The organism is Roseateles depolymerans (assembly GCF_003387155.1).
Lineage (GTDB): Bacteria > Pseudomonadota > Gammaproteobacteria > Burkholderiales > Burkholderiaceae_C > Roseateles > Roseateles depolymerans.
This window is the reverse complement of sequence record NZ_QUMT01000005.1, coordinates 248,953-263,933: the sequence shown is the minus strand read 5'-3', so window position 1 is coordinate 263,933 and position 14,981 is coordinate 248,953. Positions and strand designations below refer to the sequence as shown.

The 14,981-nt window shown below is 66.9% G+C and carries 12 protein-coding genes; all 12 read left to right on the top strand.

Going from position 1 to position 14,981, the window contains the following annotated elements; genetic code table 11:
• The first annotated feature begins 8 nt into the window (after positions 1–8).
• The 12 genes from murD (at position 9) to DES44_RS21630 (ending at position 14,891) form a co-directional block, all read left to right on the top strand.
• Positions 9–2,174 carry a UDP-N-acetylmuramoyl-L-alanine--D-glutamate ligase gene (gene murD / locus DES44_RS21685; protein WP_232309945.1) on the top strand — a complete coding sequence of 722 codons (2,166 nt, stop codon included), beginning with the start codon at positions 9–11 and terminating at the stop codon, positions 2,172–2,174.
• The gene (gene ftsW / locus DES44_RS21680) at positions 2,171–3,457 is read left to right on the top strand and encodes a putative lipid II flippase FtsW (RefSeq protein ID WP_058934122.1); all 1,287 of its coding nucleotides are present in this window, start codon (positions 2,171–2,173) and stop codon (positions 3,455–3,457) included. The genes murD and ftsW overlap by 4 nt, the downstream gene beginning before the upstream one ends.
• Entirely contained in the window at positions 3,454–4,542 is a 1,089-nt protein-coding gene (gene murG, locus DES44_RS21675) for an undecaprenyldiphospho-muramoylpentapeptide beta-N-acetylglucosaminyltransferase (RefSeq protein ID WP_058934123.1), read from the top strand. Before ftsW ends, murG begins: the two co-directional genes overlap by 4 nt.
• The gene (gene murC / locus DES44_RS21670) at positions 4,539–5,975 is read left to right on the top strand and encodes a UDP-N-acetylmuramate--L-alanine ligase (RefSeq protein WP_058934124.1); all 1,437 of its coding nucleotides are present in this window, start codon (positions 4,539–4,541) and stop codon (positions 5,973–5,975) included. The genes murG and murC overlap by 4 nt, the downstream gene beginning before the upstream one ends.
• The gene (locus tag DES44_RS21665; protein WP_058934125.1) at positions 5,972–6,976 is read left to right on the top strand and encodes a D-alanine--D-alanine ligase; all 1,005 of its coding nucleotides are present in this window, start codon (positions 5,972–5,974) and stop codon (positions 6,974–6,976) included. Before murC ends, DES44_RS21665 begins: the two co-directional genes overlap by 4 nt.
• Positions 6,977–7,000: 24 nt before the next feature.
• Complete coding sequence (locus DES44_RS21660) at positions 7,001–7,840, top strand: cell division protein FtsQ/DivIB (protein WP_058934126.1); 840 nt, start codon at positions 7,001–7,003, stop codon at positions 7,838–7,840.
• Positions 7,841–7,848: 8 nt separating this feature from the next.
• A complete protein-coding gene (gene ftsA / locus DES44_RS21655) occupies positions 7,849–9,078 on the top strand; it encodes a cell division protein FtsA (RefSeq protein WP_058934127.1) in 1,230 nt (409 codons plus the stop codon).
• Positions 9,079–9,200: 122 nt separating this feature from the next.
• Positions 9,201–10,439 (top strand): cell division protein FtsZ, encoded by a 1,239-nt coding sequence (ftsZ, locus tag DES44_RS21650; protein WP_058934128.1) that lies wholly within the window; start codon positions 9,201–9,203, stop codon positions 10,437–10,439.
• Positions 10,440–11,030: 591 nt separating this feature from the next.
• On the top strand, positions 11,031–13,166 hold the full coding sequence (locus tag DES44_RS21645) for a sensor histidine kinase (RefSeq protein ID WP_170156724.1): 2,136 nt from the start codon (positions 11,031–11,033) through the stop codon (positions 13,164–13,166).
• 23 nt (positions 13,167–13,189) lie between these two features.
• Positions 13,190–14,125 (top strand): UDP-3-O-acyl-N-acetylglucosamine deacetylase, encoded by a 936-nt coding sequence (lpxC, locus tag DES44_RS21640; protein ID WP_058937240.1) that lies wholly within the window; start codon positions 13,190–13,192, stop codon positions 14,123–14,125.
• 128 nt (positions 14,126–14,253) lie between these two features.
• Positions 14,254–14,439: a hypothetical protein gene (locus tag DES44_RS21635; protein ID WP_058934130.1), complete on the top strand. Its 186-nt coding sequence runs from the start codon at positions 14,254–14,256 to the stop codon at positions 14,437–14,439.
• Positions 14,440–14,639: 200 nt separating this feature from the next.
• Positions 14,640–14,891 (top strand): hypothetical protein, encoded by a 252-nt coding sequence (locus DES44_RS21630; protein WP_058934131.1) that lies wholly within the window; start codon positions 14,640–14,642, stop codon positions 14,889–14,891.
• Positions 14,892–14,981 lie beyond the last annotated feature (90 nt).

The window sequence follows — 14,981 nt, the reverse complement described above, 5'->3', positions numbered from 1 at the left end:
CCCGCACCATGCACTTCCCCGCGCTTTTCCAGGACAGGCCCGCCTTGGTGCTGGGCCTGGGCGACTCCGGCCTGGCCATGGCGGCCTGGGCGGCGCGCCTGGGTGCGCGCGTGACGGTGTGGGACAGCCGCGAGCAGCCGCCGCAACTGGCCACGCTGCGCGAGCGACTGCCGCAGGCTGGTTTCATTCACGGGCCGCTGTCGTCCGACCTGCTCTCCGGCTTGCTGGACGCCAGCGCGCTGGTGTTCAAGAGCCCGGGCCTGTCGCCCCTGGATGAGCGCTTGAAGCCGGTCTATGACGCGGCTGCGGCGCTGGGCCTGCGGGTGCAGGGCGAGCTGGACCTGTTTGCGCAGGCGCTCGATCAGCTCAAGCAGCTGTATCGCTACGCACCGGGCGTGCTGGCCATCACCGGCACCAATGGCAAGACCACGACCACCAGCATGACCGCGCTGCTGGCCGAGCGGGCCGGCCGACGGGTGGCCATGGCGGGAAACATCGGCCCGACACTGCTGGGCACGCTGGCCGATGCGCTGGACCAGGAGCCGCAGCCGGTGGATCCGGAGGCGCTGGCGGAGGCCGAGGCCGTGACGGAGGCGGATGCGGCGAAGTCGGAAGCCGACGCCGAGGTGACTGCCCCAACGACGTCGGCCCCTTCAAGCGCACCTCTTGAGCACGACACCGCTGCACGCGCCACCGTCGCGCTGCCGCTCGACGGCGATGTGACGGTCGCCTCGGATCTGCCCACTCCGGCAGACCACGTTGCTGGTGCTGCCGAAGCAACCAATGTTGAGACCGAAGCGGCGGTCTCCACTGACGCGGGTGCCGACACCGTTGGTGTGGTTGCCGATGCTGACACCGTTGGTGCTCCTGCCGATGCCGAGACCGCGGGCGTGCCTGCCGATGGCGAGGCCGTTGGTGTCGCTGCTGCCGCTGATGGCGTCGCTGCCGACACTGCCGCGGACATCGCTGGTGTCACCGCTGCCGACACTGCCGCCGACATCGCTGGCGCCCCCGCAGCCGACGCCGCTGGTGTCCCCACTGCCGCCGTGGCTCCCGAGGCCGACGAGCGCAACGTCCTCGACACCGTCGCAGAACTGCTCGACGAAGCCCCGCTGCCGATCAAGCCGCCGCCGCCGCGCCCGCCTGATTTCGAGGTGCTGCCACAGGTCTGGGTCCTGGAGCTCTCCAGCTTCCAGCTCGACGGCGTGGTGGGCTTCGAGCCCTCCGCCGCTGCGGTGCTCAACATCACCCAGGACCATCTGGACTGGCACGGGGACATGCCGTCCTACGCCCGCGCCAAGGGTCGCATCTTCGGCGAGCAGGCCGTGATGGTCATCAACCGCGACGACCCCGAAGTCGAAGCCCTGGTGCCCGCGCCGGTGCAGGTCAAGCAGGGCCGGGGCCGCCCGAGCAAACTGGTGGAACGCCACGTGGTGCGCTTCGGCCTGGATGCGCCTCGCCGTCCCGGCGACTTCGGCCTCGTCGTCGAAAACGGCATGGCCTGGCTGGTGCGCGCTCGTGAACTGGAAGAAGGCGTCAAGCGTCGCAAGGGGGAGGAGGAAGAACCGCTCTCCCTGCAACGCCTGATGCCCGCCGATGCCCTGCGGGTGCGCGGCCGCCACAATGCCGCCAATGCACTGGCGGCCCTGGCCCTGGCCAGCAGCATCGACTGCCCGCTGGCGCCGATGCTGCATGGCCTGCGTGAATACCGGGGTGAGCCGCACCGGGTGGAATTCGTCACCGCCATCCAGGGCGTGGACTTCTACGACGACAGCAAGGGCACCAACGTCGGCGCCACCGTCGCGGCCATCCTGGGCCTGGGCGTGGACCGCGCGCCGGCCAAGCTGGTGATGATCCTGGGCGGCGACGGCAAGGGGCAGGACTTCTCCCCGCTGGCCACGCCGATGGCCGTGCATGCCCGTGCCGCGGCGCTGATCGGCCGCGATGCGGCCCAGATCGAAGCGGCCCTGCAGGGCACCGGCGTGCCGATGCAGCGCCACGACTCGCTGGAAGCCGCCACGCGCTGGGCGTTGGATCAGGCGCATGCCGGTGACAGCGTGCTGCTGAGCCCGGCCTGCGCCAGCCTGGACATGTTCCGCAACTACGCCCACCGTGCCGAGGTCTTCATCCAGACCGTGCATGAGCTGGCGCAGGACCAGGGGCTGATCGGATGAGCGCCCTGGCCAGCACCTTCAGCACCCTGGGCGACCGCCTGCGGGGCCTGATGGCCCGCCGCCAGCGCGGCACGGCCAGCGTGGGCACGGGCGGGGTCGATGTGCCGGTGCGGGACTGGGTGTCCACCTCCGCCGGCCAGCCGACGCGCATCCTGGGCTTTGACCTGACCCTGGTGTTCGTGGTGCTGTGCCTGATGAGCCTGGGCCTGCTGATGGTCTATTCGGCCTCCATCGCGCTGCCGGACAGCCCGCGCTTTGCCAAGTATTCGCCGATGCACTTCTTCGTGCGTCAGAGCTTCTTCATGGTGCTGGGCCTGCTGGGCGGCTGGCTGACGGTCATGGTGCCGGTGAATGTCTGGGAGCGCCATGCGCCCAAGATCTTCGTGGTGGCGCTGGTGCTGCTGGTCATCGTGCTCATTCCGCATGTGGGCAAGGGCGTCAACGGCGCCCGCCGCTGGCTGCCGCTGGGCGTCATGAACTTCCAGCCGTCCGAGCTCGCCAAGCTGGGCATCGCCATGTATGCGGCCAACTACATGGTCCGCAAGATGGAGGTGAAGGAAAACTTCTTCCAGGCAGTCTGGCCGATGGCCTGCGCGCTGGCCTTTGTCGGCGTACTGCTGCTGGCCGAGCCGGACATGGGCGCCTTCATGGTGATCGCCGCCATCGCCATGGGCATCCTGTTCCTGGGCGGGGTGAACGGCCGCATGTTCTTCCTGAGCGTGGCGGTGCTGATCGGCGCCTTCGTGCTGATGATCACCTTCAGCGATTTCCGCCGTGAACGGATCTTTGCCTATCTGAACCCTTGGGACGAGAAGTACGCCCAGGGCAAGGCCTACCAGCTGACCCATTCGCTGATTGCCTTCGGCCGCGGCGAGTTCTTCGGCCAGGGCCTGGGCTCGAGCCTGGAAAAACTGCACTACCTGCCCGAAGCCCACACGGACTTCCTGCTGGCCGTCATCGGCGAGGAACTGGGCTTCATCGGCGTGGCGCTGGTCATCTTCGCCTTCTTTTGGCTGTCGCGCCGGCTGTTCCACATCGGCCGTCAGGCGGTGGCGCTGGACCGGGTCTTTGCCGGGCTGTATGCCCAGGGCATCGGCATCTGGATGGGCGGACAGGCCTTCATCAACATGGGCGTGAACCTGGGCGCGCTGCCGACCAAGGGCCTGACGCTGCCGCTGATGAGCTATGGCGGCTCGGCAACTGTTTTGAACTGTGTGGCATTGGCGATCGTTTTGCGTATTGATATCGAGAACCGGCAGTTGATGCGGGGAGGGCGGGCATGAGCACGCGCCACCTCGTTGTGATGGCCGCCGGCACCGGCGGCCATGTGATCCCCGGACTGGCCGTGGCCGCTGAGATGCAGCGGCGTGGATGGACCGTCTCCTGGCTCGGCACCGAAGCCGGCATGGAGAACAAGCTGGTGCCGCCGTCGGGCCTGCCGATCGACCGGCTGGCCTTTGCCGGCCTGCGCGGCAAGGGCCTGCGGCATGCGGTGCTGGGCATTGGCCGGCTGTTCCGCGCGCTGGCCCAGAGCGCCCATGTGCTGGGCGAGCGCCGCGCTGATGCGGTGCTGGGCATGGGTGGTTATGTCTGCCTGCCGGGCGGCCTGATGGCCTGGCTGATGCGCCGCCCGCTGCTGCTGGTCAATGCGGATGCGGCCCTGCTGCTGTCCAACAAGGCGCTGGCGCCGGTGGCCCGCAAGATTGCCTTCGGCTTCGACGGCCTGGCCGCGGCTCAGCAGCGCAAGAGCGTCGTCACCGGCAATCCGGTGCGCACCGACATCGAAGACCTGCCTGCGCCCGAACTGCGTTTTGCCGGCCGCAGCGGCCCGCTCAAGGTGCTGGTGGTGGGCGGCTCGCTGGGCGCGCGCGCCATCAATGACGTGCTGCCGCAGGCGCTGGCGCTGTGGCCCGAGGACCAGCGTCCGCAGGTCACCCATCAGACCGGCGAAGCCAACTTCCCGCTGGTGCAGGCGGCTTATGCCAAGGCCGGTGTGCAGGCCGAGGTGGTGCCCTTCATCCACGACATGGCCGAGCGCCTGGCGCAGGCCGACGTGGTGATCTGCCGCGCCGGTGCCGTCACCGTGTCCGAGCTCTGCGCCGCTGGCGTGGCCAGCATCCTGGTGCCGCTGGTGGTCAGCACCACTTCGCATCAGCGCGACAACGCGGCCTACATGGCCCAGCATGAGGCGGGTGTGCATCTGCCGCAGGCGGAGCTGAGCGCGCAAAAGCTGCATGAATTGCTGCAAGCCCCGCGCGAGCACTGGCTGAAGCTGGCCAGCAAGGCCCGCAGCCTGGCACGTCCGCGGGCAGCGTCCCGGGTGGCCGATGAAATCGAATCCATGGTGAAGCGGGAGGGCCGCGCATGAAACACGCGCTGCAACGCATCCACTTCACCGGCATCGGCGGCGCCGGCATGAGCGGCATTGCCGAGCTGCTGGTGGCGCAGGGCTACCAGGTCAGCGGCTCCGACCAGGGCGAGAGCGACACCACGCGGCGTCTGCGCTCGCTGGGCGTCACCGTGCAGATCGGCCATGCGGCCGCCAACGTGGGTGCGGCCCAGGTGCTGGTCAAGTCCAGCGCCATCAAGGCGGACAACCCGGAACTGATGGCCGCCCACCAGCAGCACATCCCGGTGCTGCTGCGCGCCCAGATGCTGGCCGAACTGATGCGCCCGCGCATGGGAATTGCCGTGGCCGGCACCCATGGCAAGACCACGACCACTTCGCTGCTCACCACCGTCCTGCTGCAGGCCGGGCTGGAACCGGGCTATGCCATCGGCGGACAGTTGCTGGCCAGCGGCGCCAATGCGGCGCTGGGCCGGGGACCGCTGATGGTGGTGGAGGCCGACGAGTCGGATGCGTCCTTCCTGCATCTGCTGCCGCAACTGGCGATCGTGACCAACATCGACGCCGACCACATGGACACCTACGGCCATGACATGGCCCGTCTGCGTCAGGCGTTTGTGGACTTCCTGCATCGCATGCCCTTCTGGGGTGCAGCGGTGCTGTGCGGCGACGATGCGGGCGTGCGCAGCATCGTGCCGATGCTGTCGCGTCCGGTGATCCGCTATGGCCTGGACGTCGAGGGTCCGCATGGCGAGGACCTGGACGTGCGGGCGATCGACATCCAGGCGGATGCTGGCGGCCAGATGCGCTTCACGGCGTTGCGCCGCGACCGTCAGGGCGTGGAGCGCGCGCCCCTGGCCGTGCAACTGCGCCTGGCCGGCCGCCACAACGTGCTCAACGCGCTGGCGGTGATCGCCATGGCGATGGAGCTGGGCGTGGCGGACGACGCCGTGCTGCAGGGTCTGGCCGGCTTCAGCGGCGTGGGCCGGCGCTTCCAGTCCTATGGCGAGCTGCCGGTGGGCGATGGCACGGCGCTGCTGATCGACGACTACGGCCATCATCCGGTCGAGATGAAGGCCGTGCTGGCCGCCGCTCGCGGCGCCTATCCGGGCCGGCGCCTGGTGCTGGCCTTCCAGCCGCACCGCTACACCCGCACCCGCGACTGCTTCGATGAATTCGCAGCGGTGATGGCGCAGGCCGATGCGGTGCTTCTCACCGACATCTATGCGGCCAGTGAAGCCCCGCTGCCCGGCATCAGTGGCGAGAGCCTGGCGCAGGCGGTCAACGTGCAGGGATGCCCGGCCGCTTATGTCGGGGACTGGCAGCAGTTGCCCCAGGCGCTGGCCGACCAGGCGCGCGACGGGGATGTCTTGATCGTGATGGGCGCGGGCTCGATTGCCGCCGTGCCGGCCCGCACCGTGGAACTGATGACGCAAGGGAAGGGCCGGCCATGACACTGGACCTCAACATCGATGTGAAGAAGCTCGGCAAGGTCGCCGTGCTGTTTGGGGGCGACTCGGCGGAGCGCGAGGTGTCGCTCATGTCGGGCGCTGGCGTGCTGGGCGCGCTGCGCGCCAGCGGGGTGGATGCGCATGGCTTCGATCCGGCGGAGCGTTCGCTGCTGGCGCTCAAGGATGAGGGATTCGATCGCGCCTTCATCGCCCTGCATGGTCGTCACGGTGAGGATGGCACGGTGCAAGGCGCACTGGAGCTGCTGCGCATTCCCTACACCGGCTCTGGCGTGATGGCGTCGGCCATTGCGATGGACAAGATCACCACCAAGCGGGTGTGGGTGGCCGAAGGTCTGCCGACGCCGCGCTGGGTCAGCCTCAAGAGCCAGGACCTGCAGCGGGAACGGGTGCGCACGGTGCCGGATGAACTGGGGCTGCCGCTCTTCGTGAAGCCGCCGCATGAGGGCTCGTCGATGGGCGCGAGCAAGGTCATGGGCTACTCGGACATGCAGGACGCGGTCCAGCTCGCGGCGCGGTTCGACACCGAAGTGCTCTGCGAGGAATTCATCGACGGCCAGGAGCTGACCTGCGCGGTGCTGGGCGAGGGCGATGCCGCGCTGGCGCTGCCGGTCATCGAGATCCGTGCCGAGCAGGGCAACTACGACTACCAGAACAAATATTTCACCGACACCACGCAATACCTGATCGGTCAGCTGCCTGCGGACCAACAGGCCCAGATCCAGGCGCTGGTGCTCAAGGCCTACCGATCGTTGGGCTGCCGGGGCTGGGGGCGTGCCGACCTGATGCTGCGCAAGAGCGACGGCCAGGCCTTCCTGCTGGAGATGAACACCTCGCCGGGCATGACCTCGCATTCGCTGGTGCCCAAGGCGGCGGCTGCGGTGGGCGTCAGCTACGAGCAGCTGTGCCTGTGGCTGCTGGCCCAGGCGACGCTGGACCAGAAGACGCCGCTGTCGCCGCTGTCACCAGCGACGCCGACGACCTGAGGACTCCGTCCCCCACCACGAGCCATGGGCGCCACCTTCACCTACACCCCGCAGCCAGTGCCGCCGGACATCCGCGTGATGAACGGCGTGGCGGCATTGCTGTTGGTGCTGGTCACGCTGGGCTGCGTGGGCGCGGGCCTGCAGTGGCTGGTGCAGCAACCCTTCTTTGCGGTGGGGGCGATCACGGTGGAAGGCGACGTCACGCGCAACAGCACCGCCTCGCTGCGGGCCAATGCACTGCCCCGGTTGCGCGGCAATTTCGTCACGATGAATTTGCAGAATGCCCGGCAGGCCTTCGAGGCCGTGCCCTGGGTGCGGCGGGCCACGGTGCAGCGCATCTTCCCGCGCAAGTTGCTGGTGCACCTGGAAGAGCACCGTCCGGCCGCCTACTGGGAAACCAAGGCCGACAACGCGGATGCCGACAGTGATGCGGTGGTGGACACCCGCCTGGTCAACACCTTTGGCGAGGTCTTCGAGGCCAACCTCGGGGATGTGGAGGACGAGGACCTGCCCACCCTCTCCGGCCCCGCCAAAACCTCGGCGGCCATGCTGGCCATGTGGAAACAGCTGGACCCGATCAGCCACGCCAAGGTGAATGAAGGCGTGGACCGGCTGGATTTGTCGGGCCGCGGTTCCTGGAAAGTCACGCTGGAAAAGGGCGGGGTGGTGGAACTGGGCCGTGGCACTGAGGCGGAAGTCGTGGCCCGGTATACCCAATTTATGGACAGCATTCCCCGGATTACTGCCCGCTATCAGACATCGATGATTTCTGCGGACCTGCGACATGAGCAGGGCTACGCTGTACGGTTGGCTGGGGTGACCACCGTTTCCAATGCGCCCAAAGGCGCTACCAAGAAGAATTGAGGACTGGCATGGCCAAGGAATACAAGGATTTGGTCGTTGGTTTGGACATTGGCACCGCCAAGATCATGGCGGTGGTGGCCGAAGTGATGGGCAATGGGGAATTGCGCATTGCCGGCCTGGGGGTTGCACCCAGCCACGGACTCAAGCGGGGCGTGGTGGTCAATATTGATGCCACCGTCCAGTCCATCCAGCAGGCCCTGAAAGAGGCCGAAATGATGGCCGACTGCCGGATCTCGAGGGTTTTCACCGGGATTACCGGCAGCCATATCCGCGGCCAGAACTCCACCGGCATGGTCATCGTGCGGGACAAGGAAGTCACGCCGGTGGATGTGGCGCGGGTGGTGGAAACTGCCAAGGCCATCAATATCCCGAATGACCAGCGACTGCTTTTGGTCGAGCCCCAGGAATTTGTCATTGACGGCCATGAGGTGAAAGAGCCCATTGGCATGAGCGGCGGCCGCCTGGAGGTCAAGGTCCATATCGTGACCGGGGCCCAGAGTGCGGCGGAGAACATCGTCAAGTGCGTCCGCCGCTGTGGCCTGGAGGTGGAGCAACTCGTTCTGAATCCAAGCGCTTCCAGTTTGGCAGCACTAACTTCCGACGAGCGGGACCTGGGCGTTGCGCTGGTGGACATCGGTGCCGGCACCACGGACGTGGCGATTTTCACGGGCGGCTCCATTCGGCACACCGCGGTGATTCCGATTGCCGGGGACCTGATTACCAGCGATATCGCCATGGCGCTGCGCACGCCGACCAAGGATGCCGAGGAAATCAAGGTCGAGCATGGCGTGGCCAAGCAATTGCTGGCGGACCCGGCGGATCAGGTGGAAGTCCCTGGTTTGGGTGACCGGGCCCCCCGAATGCTCTCCAAGCAGGCTTTGGCCGGCGTCATTGAACCGCGCGTGGAGGAAATCTTCTCCTTGGTTCAACAGGTCATCCGGGAATCGGGTTACGAGGAGCTGTTGTCGTCCGGAATTGTGTTGTCGGGCGGCTCGTCGGTGATGCCGGGAATGGTGGAACTGGCGGAGGACATTTTCCTGAAACCTGTACGCCGGGGAAATCCCACCTACAGCGGCGCCTTGTTCGACATGGTGGCCAATCCGCGATCGGCGACGGTCATGGGGTTGCTGGAGGAAGCGCGGCTGTCGCGGACGCGGGGTTTCAAGGCGGCGCAGCAGGCGGGCTCGGTCAAGACGTTGTTTGGACGTGCCAAGGACTGGTTCCTTGGAAATTTCTAGTTTTTTCCTGACTCATTCTGGATCAGTCGTCGGGATTTGGCCCCGGAATGAGTGTCAAAAATGTGGCCAAGCCACTTCATTTTCGCTGATGGTAGTTGCACAATATGGACAGGAGGTTTGATATGGCCATCGAGATGATCGAAGAGTTTGATCAGGGCACGCAGATCAAGGTGATCGGTGTCGGCGGCGGCGGCGGCAACGCGGTTGAACACATGATTGCGCAGGGTGTGCAGGGTGTGGAATTCGTGGTTGCGAACACCGACGCTCAGGCCCTGAACCGTTCCAAGGCAGATCAGCTCCTGCAACTGGGCCATACCGGCCTGGGCGCCGGCGCCAAGCCGGAGGTGGGCCGCACTGCTGCCGAAGAGGCCGAAGCGCGCATCCGCGAATCGATCGCGGGCGCCCACATGCTGTTCATCACGGCAGGCATGGGCGGCGGCACTGGCACGGGCGCTGCGCCGGTCATTGCCCGCGTTGCACGCGAAATGGGCATCCTGACGGTGGGCGTGGTCACCAAGCCGTTCGAATTTGAGGGCTCGCGTCGCTCCAAGGCGGCCGACCTGGGCCTGGCCGAACTCGAAGCCAACGTCGACTCGTTGATCGTGGTGCTGAACGACAAGCTGCTGGAAGTGCTGGGTGACGACGTCACGCAGGACCAGGCTTTCGCGCACGCCAACGACGTGCTGAAGAATGCGGTCGGCGGCATCTCCGACATCATTCACATGCCGGGCCTGGTCAACGTCGACTTCGAAGACGTCAAGACCGTCATGAGCGAGCCCGGCAAGGCGATGATGGGCACGGCTGTTGCGGCCGGTCCTGACCGCGCCACCAAGGCTGCCGAACTGGCTGTTGCCTGCCCGCTGCTGGAAGGCATCGACCTCTCCGGCGCCCGCGGTGTGCTGGTCCTGATCGCGGCCAGCCGCGCCAACTTCAAGCTGGCCGAAAGCCGCAACGCGATGACCACCATCAAGCGTTACGCCGCTGAAGATGCGCACATCATCTACGGCACGGCCTACGACGAAAGCCTGGGCGACCAGCTGCGCGTCACCGTCATCGCCACTGGCCTGAGCCAGCGCGGCCGCGCCCAGCAACCGCTGCAGGTGGTCCAACAGACCACCACGCTGCGCACGGGCACGGACAACATGCCGGTGCTGACCCAGCCCGTCGTCATGCCCGGTTCTGCCGCTGCTTCCGGCCCCGCCACGCCTGCGGCCACCATGACCGCCCAGGACTTCGGCAGCATGAACGTGCCGAGCGTCTGGCGCCATGGCCGCACTGCGGCTGCCAAGGTCGAGGCGCTCTCGTCCAACGGCATGGACGAAATCGAGATTCCGGCCTTCCTGCGCAAGCAGGCGGACTGAGATCCCGATGGGGATGGCGGCGGCCTGACCCCGCCCCCCACTGCTCACCATCAGCGATCAAGGCCATGCCTCCCGGCATGGCCTTTTTTCTTTTCGCCCACTGATTCCTGATGGCGGATGAGCTCATCTGTTCCCGCGCCATCTGGCACCTGTACCCAAACCGTTCCCATGATGGATGGTGATCCGTAGAGGGTCAGCGCATGTTTGTGCTGGCGGAGCAGACGTGGAGGGGAGGAGGGTGGGAAAGAGTGGCCCCCGCAAGTGGACGGTGTCCGGGGATCGCTTGTTGCAATTCCGGGCTCGTGTGTCCATGAGAAGTTGGGCATAGTTGCCGCGCCGCGCGAATGACGCGTTTCGAAGCGAATGTCCCCCCCTGAAGAGCCGCGCCGGTTGAGCCCGAGGAAGTGCACGACTCGAGCATGCCGACAGGGCGGGGGGTATTTGCGGAAGTTAAGAAGGGAATGGCCGGCGAAGCCGGACAGGAATGACATGGAGCAAATACCCCCCGCCCTGTTGGCATGCGGGCGCAGTCAGAGGATGGTGCGCCGATGGAGGGGTGCGTACGCGGGGGCCCTGGGTTTGCGGCTGTTGATGCTGGTGTTGCCGCTGCTGACGTTGATGCTGTCCTCCGCAGCCCCGCCAGCCACCGCATCCACTGCATCGACAACAGCGCCCCCCGCAGCTTCCCTCACACAGACCGCGCCCCCTGGCCTGGACGTCGGCGCCAACACCCCCCCGAGCCTGCTGGGCGTCCTCGCGACCGAAGGCACGCCTGCGGCGAGCGCCGGCACCGGTCTCGACCCCACGGCGACCCATGGCTTGATCGAAGGCCCAGGCGCCCAACGCGCCACCGAGGCCCTTGTGGCCACCAGCGACTGGTCCGTCGCCCAACTGCAGGCTTGGCGCAGTGCCTTGCGCTCCATGGACGGCGGCGCCGGCCAACTCCCCGCCGACCTGCTCCCCCCCGACGCCAACACCGCCTGGTCCCCCGTCACCCTCCCCGACGTCCGCCAACGCGAAGCCACCCAGGACGTCCCTGCCAACAGCCGCTACCAGATGCGCTGGTACCGCATCCGCTACGCCCCTCCGCAGGGCCGCTGGCCTACCAGCGTGGCGCTCTACATGCCGCGCCTCGTCGCCCAGGCCGCGGCCGTCCTCGTCCGCACCGACACCGGCTGGCGCCCCGTCTTCGACAATCAGTCCGGCGCCCGCGAACAATGGGTGCGCCCCCTCTGGGTCGTCCTGCCCGCCGCCCTCACTGAACTGCGCGACGAACGCGAAATCGAAGTCGTCATCGCCGTCCCGGTCATGCAGGGCCTCTACTACGCCGTCTCCAGCGTCTGGCTCGGCGCCCGCGAAGACCTCGAACCGCGCCACGACCGCCGCTGGGTCCTGCAGATCGGCGTCCCCCAGGCCACCAGCCTCACCCTGGTCACCCTGGGTCTGTTTGCCCTCGTCCTCTGGTTCAAACGCCGCGAAGACCCCGCCTACCTGCTCTTCGCGCTGGCCAGCGTCGCCTGGCTGGTCCGCAACCTCCACTACCACCTCGACCTGCCCCGCACCCGCGAGGCCCTCGAATGGTTCTGGTGGATCACCCATGCGTCCATGTCCTGGGTGATGCTGCTCACCTTCCTCTTTGCCTTGCGCTTTGCGCGAAGACGCTTCGACCGCTTCGAGCGCACCATCACCGCCTTTGTCCTCATCGCCAGCATCGTCTCCCTCCCGCTGTGGGGCCGCGGCATGGACATGCTGGTGATGATGCACATCTGCAATGCGGTGGTCGGCCTGGCCGGTACCGCCTTCGTTGCCAACATCGCCTGGCGCCAGGGCAGCCGGGAGCTCAAGCTCATCGCCACCGCGCTGGTCATCGGCATTGGCCTGGCCATCCACGACCTGGGCCTGCTGGCCGGCTGGTGGTGGCCGGAGCACATCTACCTCATGCCCTTCGCCACCCTGGTCATTTTGGCCAGCTTCCTCTATGCGGTGCAGCACCGCTACATCCAGGCCTTGCGCGGCGTGGAGCAGGCCAACGAGGAACTGGCCACGCGCCTGCATGAGCAAAGCGAACAGCTCAAGGCCCAGCACGACAAGCTGCGCGAGGTCGAACGCCAGCAGGCGCTGCTGCTCGAGCGCCAGCGCATCATGCAGGACATGCACGACGGCCTCGGTTCGTCGCTGCTCTCCGCCATGGTCGCCGTCGAACAGGGCTCCATGGCGCAGGACCAGGTCGTGACCGTGCTGCGGGAATGCGTGGACGACCTGCGCCTGGTCATCGACTCGCTCGAGCCGGTGGGGCATGACCTGGTCTCCCTGCTGGCCACCATGCGCTACCGCCTGGGCAAACGGCTGCAGCTCGGCGGCCTGCGGCTGGAATGGGACGTGCACGACCTGCCGGTGCTGGAATGGCTGGAGCCGCCCGATGCGCTGCATGTGCTGCGGCTGATGCAGGAAGCGCTCACCAACGCCCTCAAACATGCCCGCGCCACCCGCGTGCGCGTGGTCACCCGGGACCTGGGTCGCAAGGTCGAGATCCGGGTCGAGGATGACGGGGAGGGCTTCGACATCCAGCAGGTCACTGCCGGACGCGGCCTGCGCGGCCTGCAGCGCCGGGCGCGCCAGCTCGGCGGCAGCCTGCGGGTGGACAGCAGCCCCGGCCACGGGACCGTGGTCACCCTGCGTCTCCCGGTAGAACGCACGGAACCGGAACCTTCGCTTCAGCAGGGTTGACGCGCTTTTGGGAGAATGACGGCATGCTGAAGCAAAGAACCCTCAAGTCGCTGACCCGTGCCGTCGGCGTGGGCATCCACAGTGGCCAGAAGGTGGAAATCACCCTGCGTCCGGCGGCGCCGGGCACCGGCATCGTCTTCCGGCGGGTGGACCTGGCGCAGCCGGTGGACATTCCGGTGCGCACGACCAATGTCTGCGACACCCGCATGGCCACCACCATCAGCCCGGACGGGGATCCGGGACAGCCCAAGGTGCAGACCATCGAGCATCTGCTGTCGGCCTGCGCCGGCCTGGGTCTGGACAACCTGATGATCGACATCAATGCCGATGAAGTCCCGGTGCTGGACGGCTCGGCGGCGAGCTATGTCTTCCTGCTGCAGTCCGCCGGCATCGAGCTGCAGGACGCGCCCAAGCAGTTTCTTCGCGTGAAGAAGCCGGTGGAAGTGCGCCGCGGCGAAGGCAAGAGCCTGATGTGGGCGCGGCTGGTGCCGCATCACGGCTACACCCTCAGCTTCGAGATCGAGTTCGACAATCCGGCCGTGGCAGCCACCGGCCAGCAATATGTCTTCGACATGGGCAGCGGCGGCTACAAGCGCGAGATCGCCCGGGCCCGCACCTTTGGCATGACCAAGGACATCGAGCTGATGCGCTCGCGCGGCCTCACCCTGGGCGGCAGCATGGACAACGCCATCGTGGTGGACGACTACCGGGTGCTGAACTCGGAAGGCCTGCGCTACGACGATGAATTCGTGAAGCACAAGATCCTGGACGCCATCGGCGACATGCAGGTGGTGGGCCACCCGCTGCTGGCGGCCTACACCTCGTTCAAGGGCGGCCACGCCCTCAACAACCTGCTGCTGCGCGAGCTGCTCAAGGACGCCGAGGCCTACGACATCGTCACTTTTGAGGATGAACGGGAAGCTCCCCCGGGGTTCGCGGAGCTGGCGCCAGCGTGGTGAAAAACCTGACGCGCTGCTTAGTGACGGCAAAGTGTGCGCCGCATCCCGAGCCGGGTTCAGACCTGGCTCCGTGCGCAAGATTCGACGCCAGATTCCATGGCGCGCATGACTGACAGGACAGCTCCGCCATGATGGTGATCCGGCTGGTAATCGGGCTTTTGCTGGCAGCAGGCCTTGTTTGCTTTGCGGTGTATGTGGGCACCCGTAACCCCGTCTGGCGCTGGCGCGGCATCGTGCTGGTCAAGTGGACGGTGATCGCTGGCATCGGCGCCTTTGCGGTGCTGGTGCTGGAAACCGTGGCCCGGCTGCTCTAAACCCCCCCGCTAAACCTCCGCTGTAGGCAATCTCAGCACAGCCGATTCAGGCTGGCACGGACTTTCCTTGCGCGGACGTCCGTCCTACAGTTCTCCCCAAGGGCCCGGTGACAAGGGCTCCGTCCTCCGCGTCATCCCCACAAGGGCGGCGCGGTTCCAGGTCACCTCGGGAGACGCCTTTCATGGCGGGGAGATGTGCCATGCGGATTCTGTCAAATGAACGGCTGCTGGATCTTGTGGCGGTGCTGATGGTCGGCGCCGCGGCGGCAAGCTCCGCGTCAATGGGGGCCTGGGTCAAACCCTCTGAATTCCGGGCCAAGAGTGACCGCGTCGCGCGGCTGCACCAGCTGCAGGCGCAGCAAGTCGCGAACAGCACGGCCGGGCGCAGCGCCACGCTGGCGTCAACGTCGGCACGGAGCGAAACCACGGTGGTGGTGGCCGACGCCCGCTGAGCAGGCTCTAGACTCCCGAGAGCTTGCTTGAGATCTCCGACTCATGAACCTGACCGTGCTTCTGGCCGGGATTGGCCGGAACTAACCGGA

Excerpts from the sequence above, each read along its gene's own strand:
- ftsZ (WP_058934128.1), top strand. The coding sequence starts at position 9,201 with ATGGCCATCGAGATGATCGAAGAGTTTGATCAGGGCACGCAGATCAAG.
- lpxC (WP_058937240.1), top strand. The coding sequence starts at position 13,190 with ATGCTGAAGCAAAGAACCCTCAAGTCGCTGACCCGTGCCGTCGGCGTG.
- DES44_RS21635 (WP_058934130.1), top strand. The coding sequence starts at position 14,254 with ATGATGGTGATCCGGCTGGTAATCGGGCTTTTGCTGGCAGCAGGCCTT.
- murG (WP_058934123.1), top strand. The coding sequence starts at position 3,454 with ATGAGCACGCGCCACCTCGTTGTGATGGCCGCCGGCACCGGCGGCCAT.
- murC (WP_058934124.1), top strand. The coding sequence starts at position 4,539 with ATGAAACACGCGCTGCAACGCATCCACTTCACCGGCATCGGCGGCGCC.
- DES44_RS21665 (WP_058934125.1), top strand. The coding sequence starts at position 5,972 with ATGACACTGGACCTCAACATCGATGTGAAGAAGCTCGGCAAGGTCGCC.
- DES44_RS21630 (WP_058934131.1), top strand. The coding sequence starts at position 14,640 with ATGCGGATTCTGTCAAATGAACGGCTGCTGGATCTTGTGGCGGTGCTG.
- murD (WP_232309945.1), top strand. The coding sequence starts at position 9 with ATGCACTTCCCCGCGCTTTTCCAGGACAGGCCCGCCTTGGTGCTGGGC.
- ftsW (WP_058934122.1), top strand. The coding sequence starts at position 2,171 with ATGAGCGCCCTGGCCAGCACCTTCAGCACCCTGGGCGACCGCCTGCGG.
- ftsA (WP_058934127.1), top strand. The coding sequence starts at position 7,849 with ATGGCCAAGGAATACAAGGATTTGGTCGTTGGTTTGGACATTGGCACC.
- DES44_RS21645 (WP_170156724.1), top strand. The coding sequence starts at position 11,031 with ATGCTGGTGTTGCCGCTGCTGACGTTGATGCTGTCCTCCGCAGCCCCG.
- DES44_RS21660 (WP_058934126.1), top strand. The coding sequence starts at position 7,001 with ATGGGCGCCACCTTCACCTACACCCCGCAGCCAGTGCCGCCGGACATC.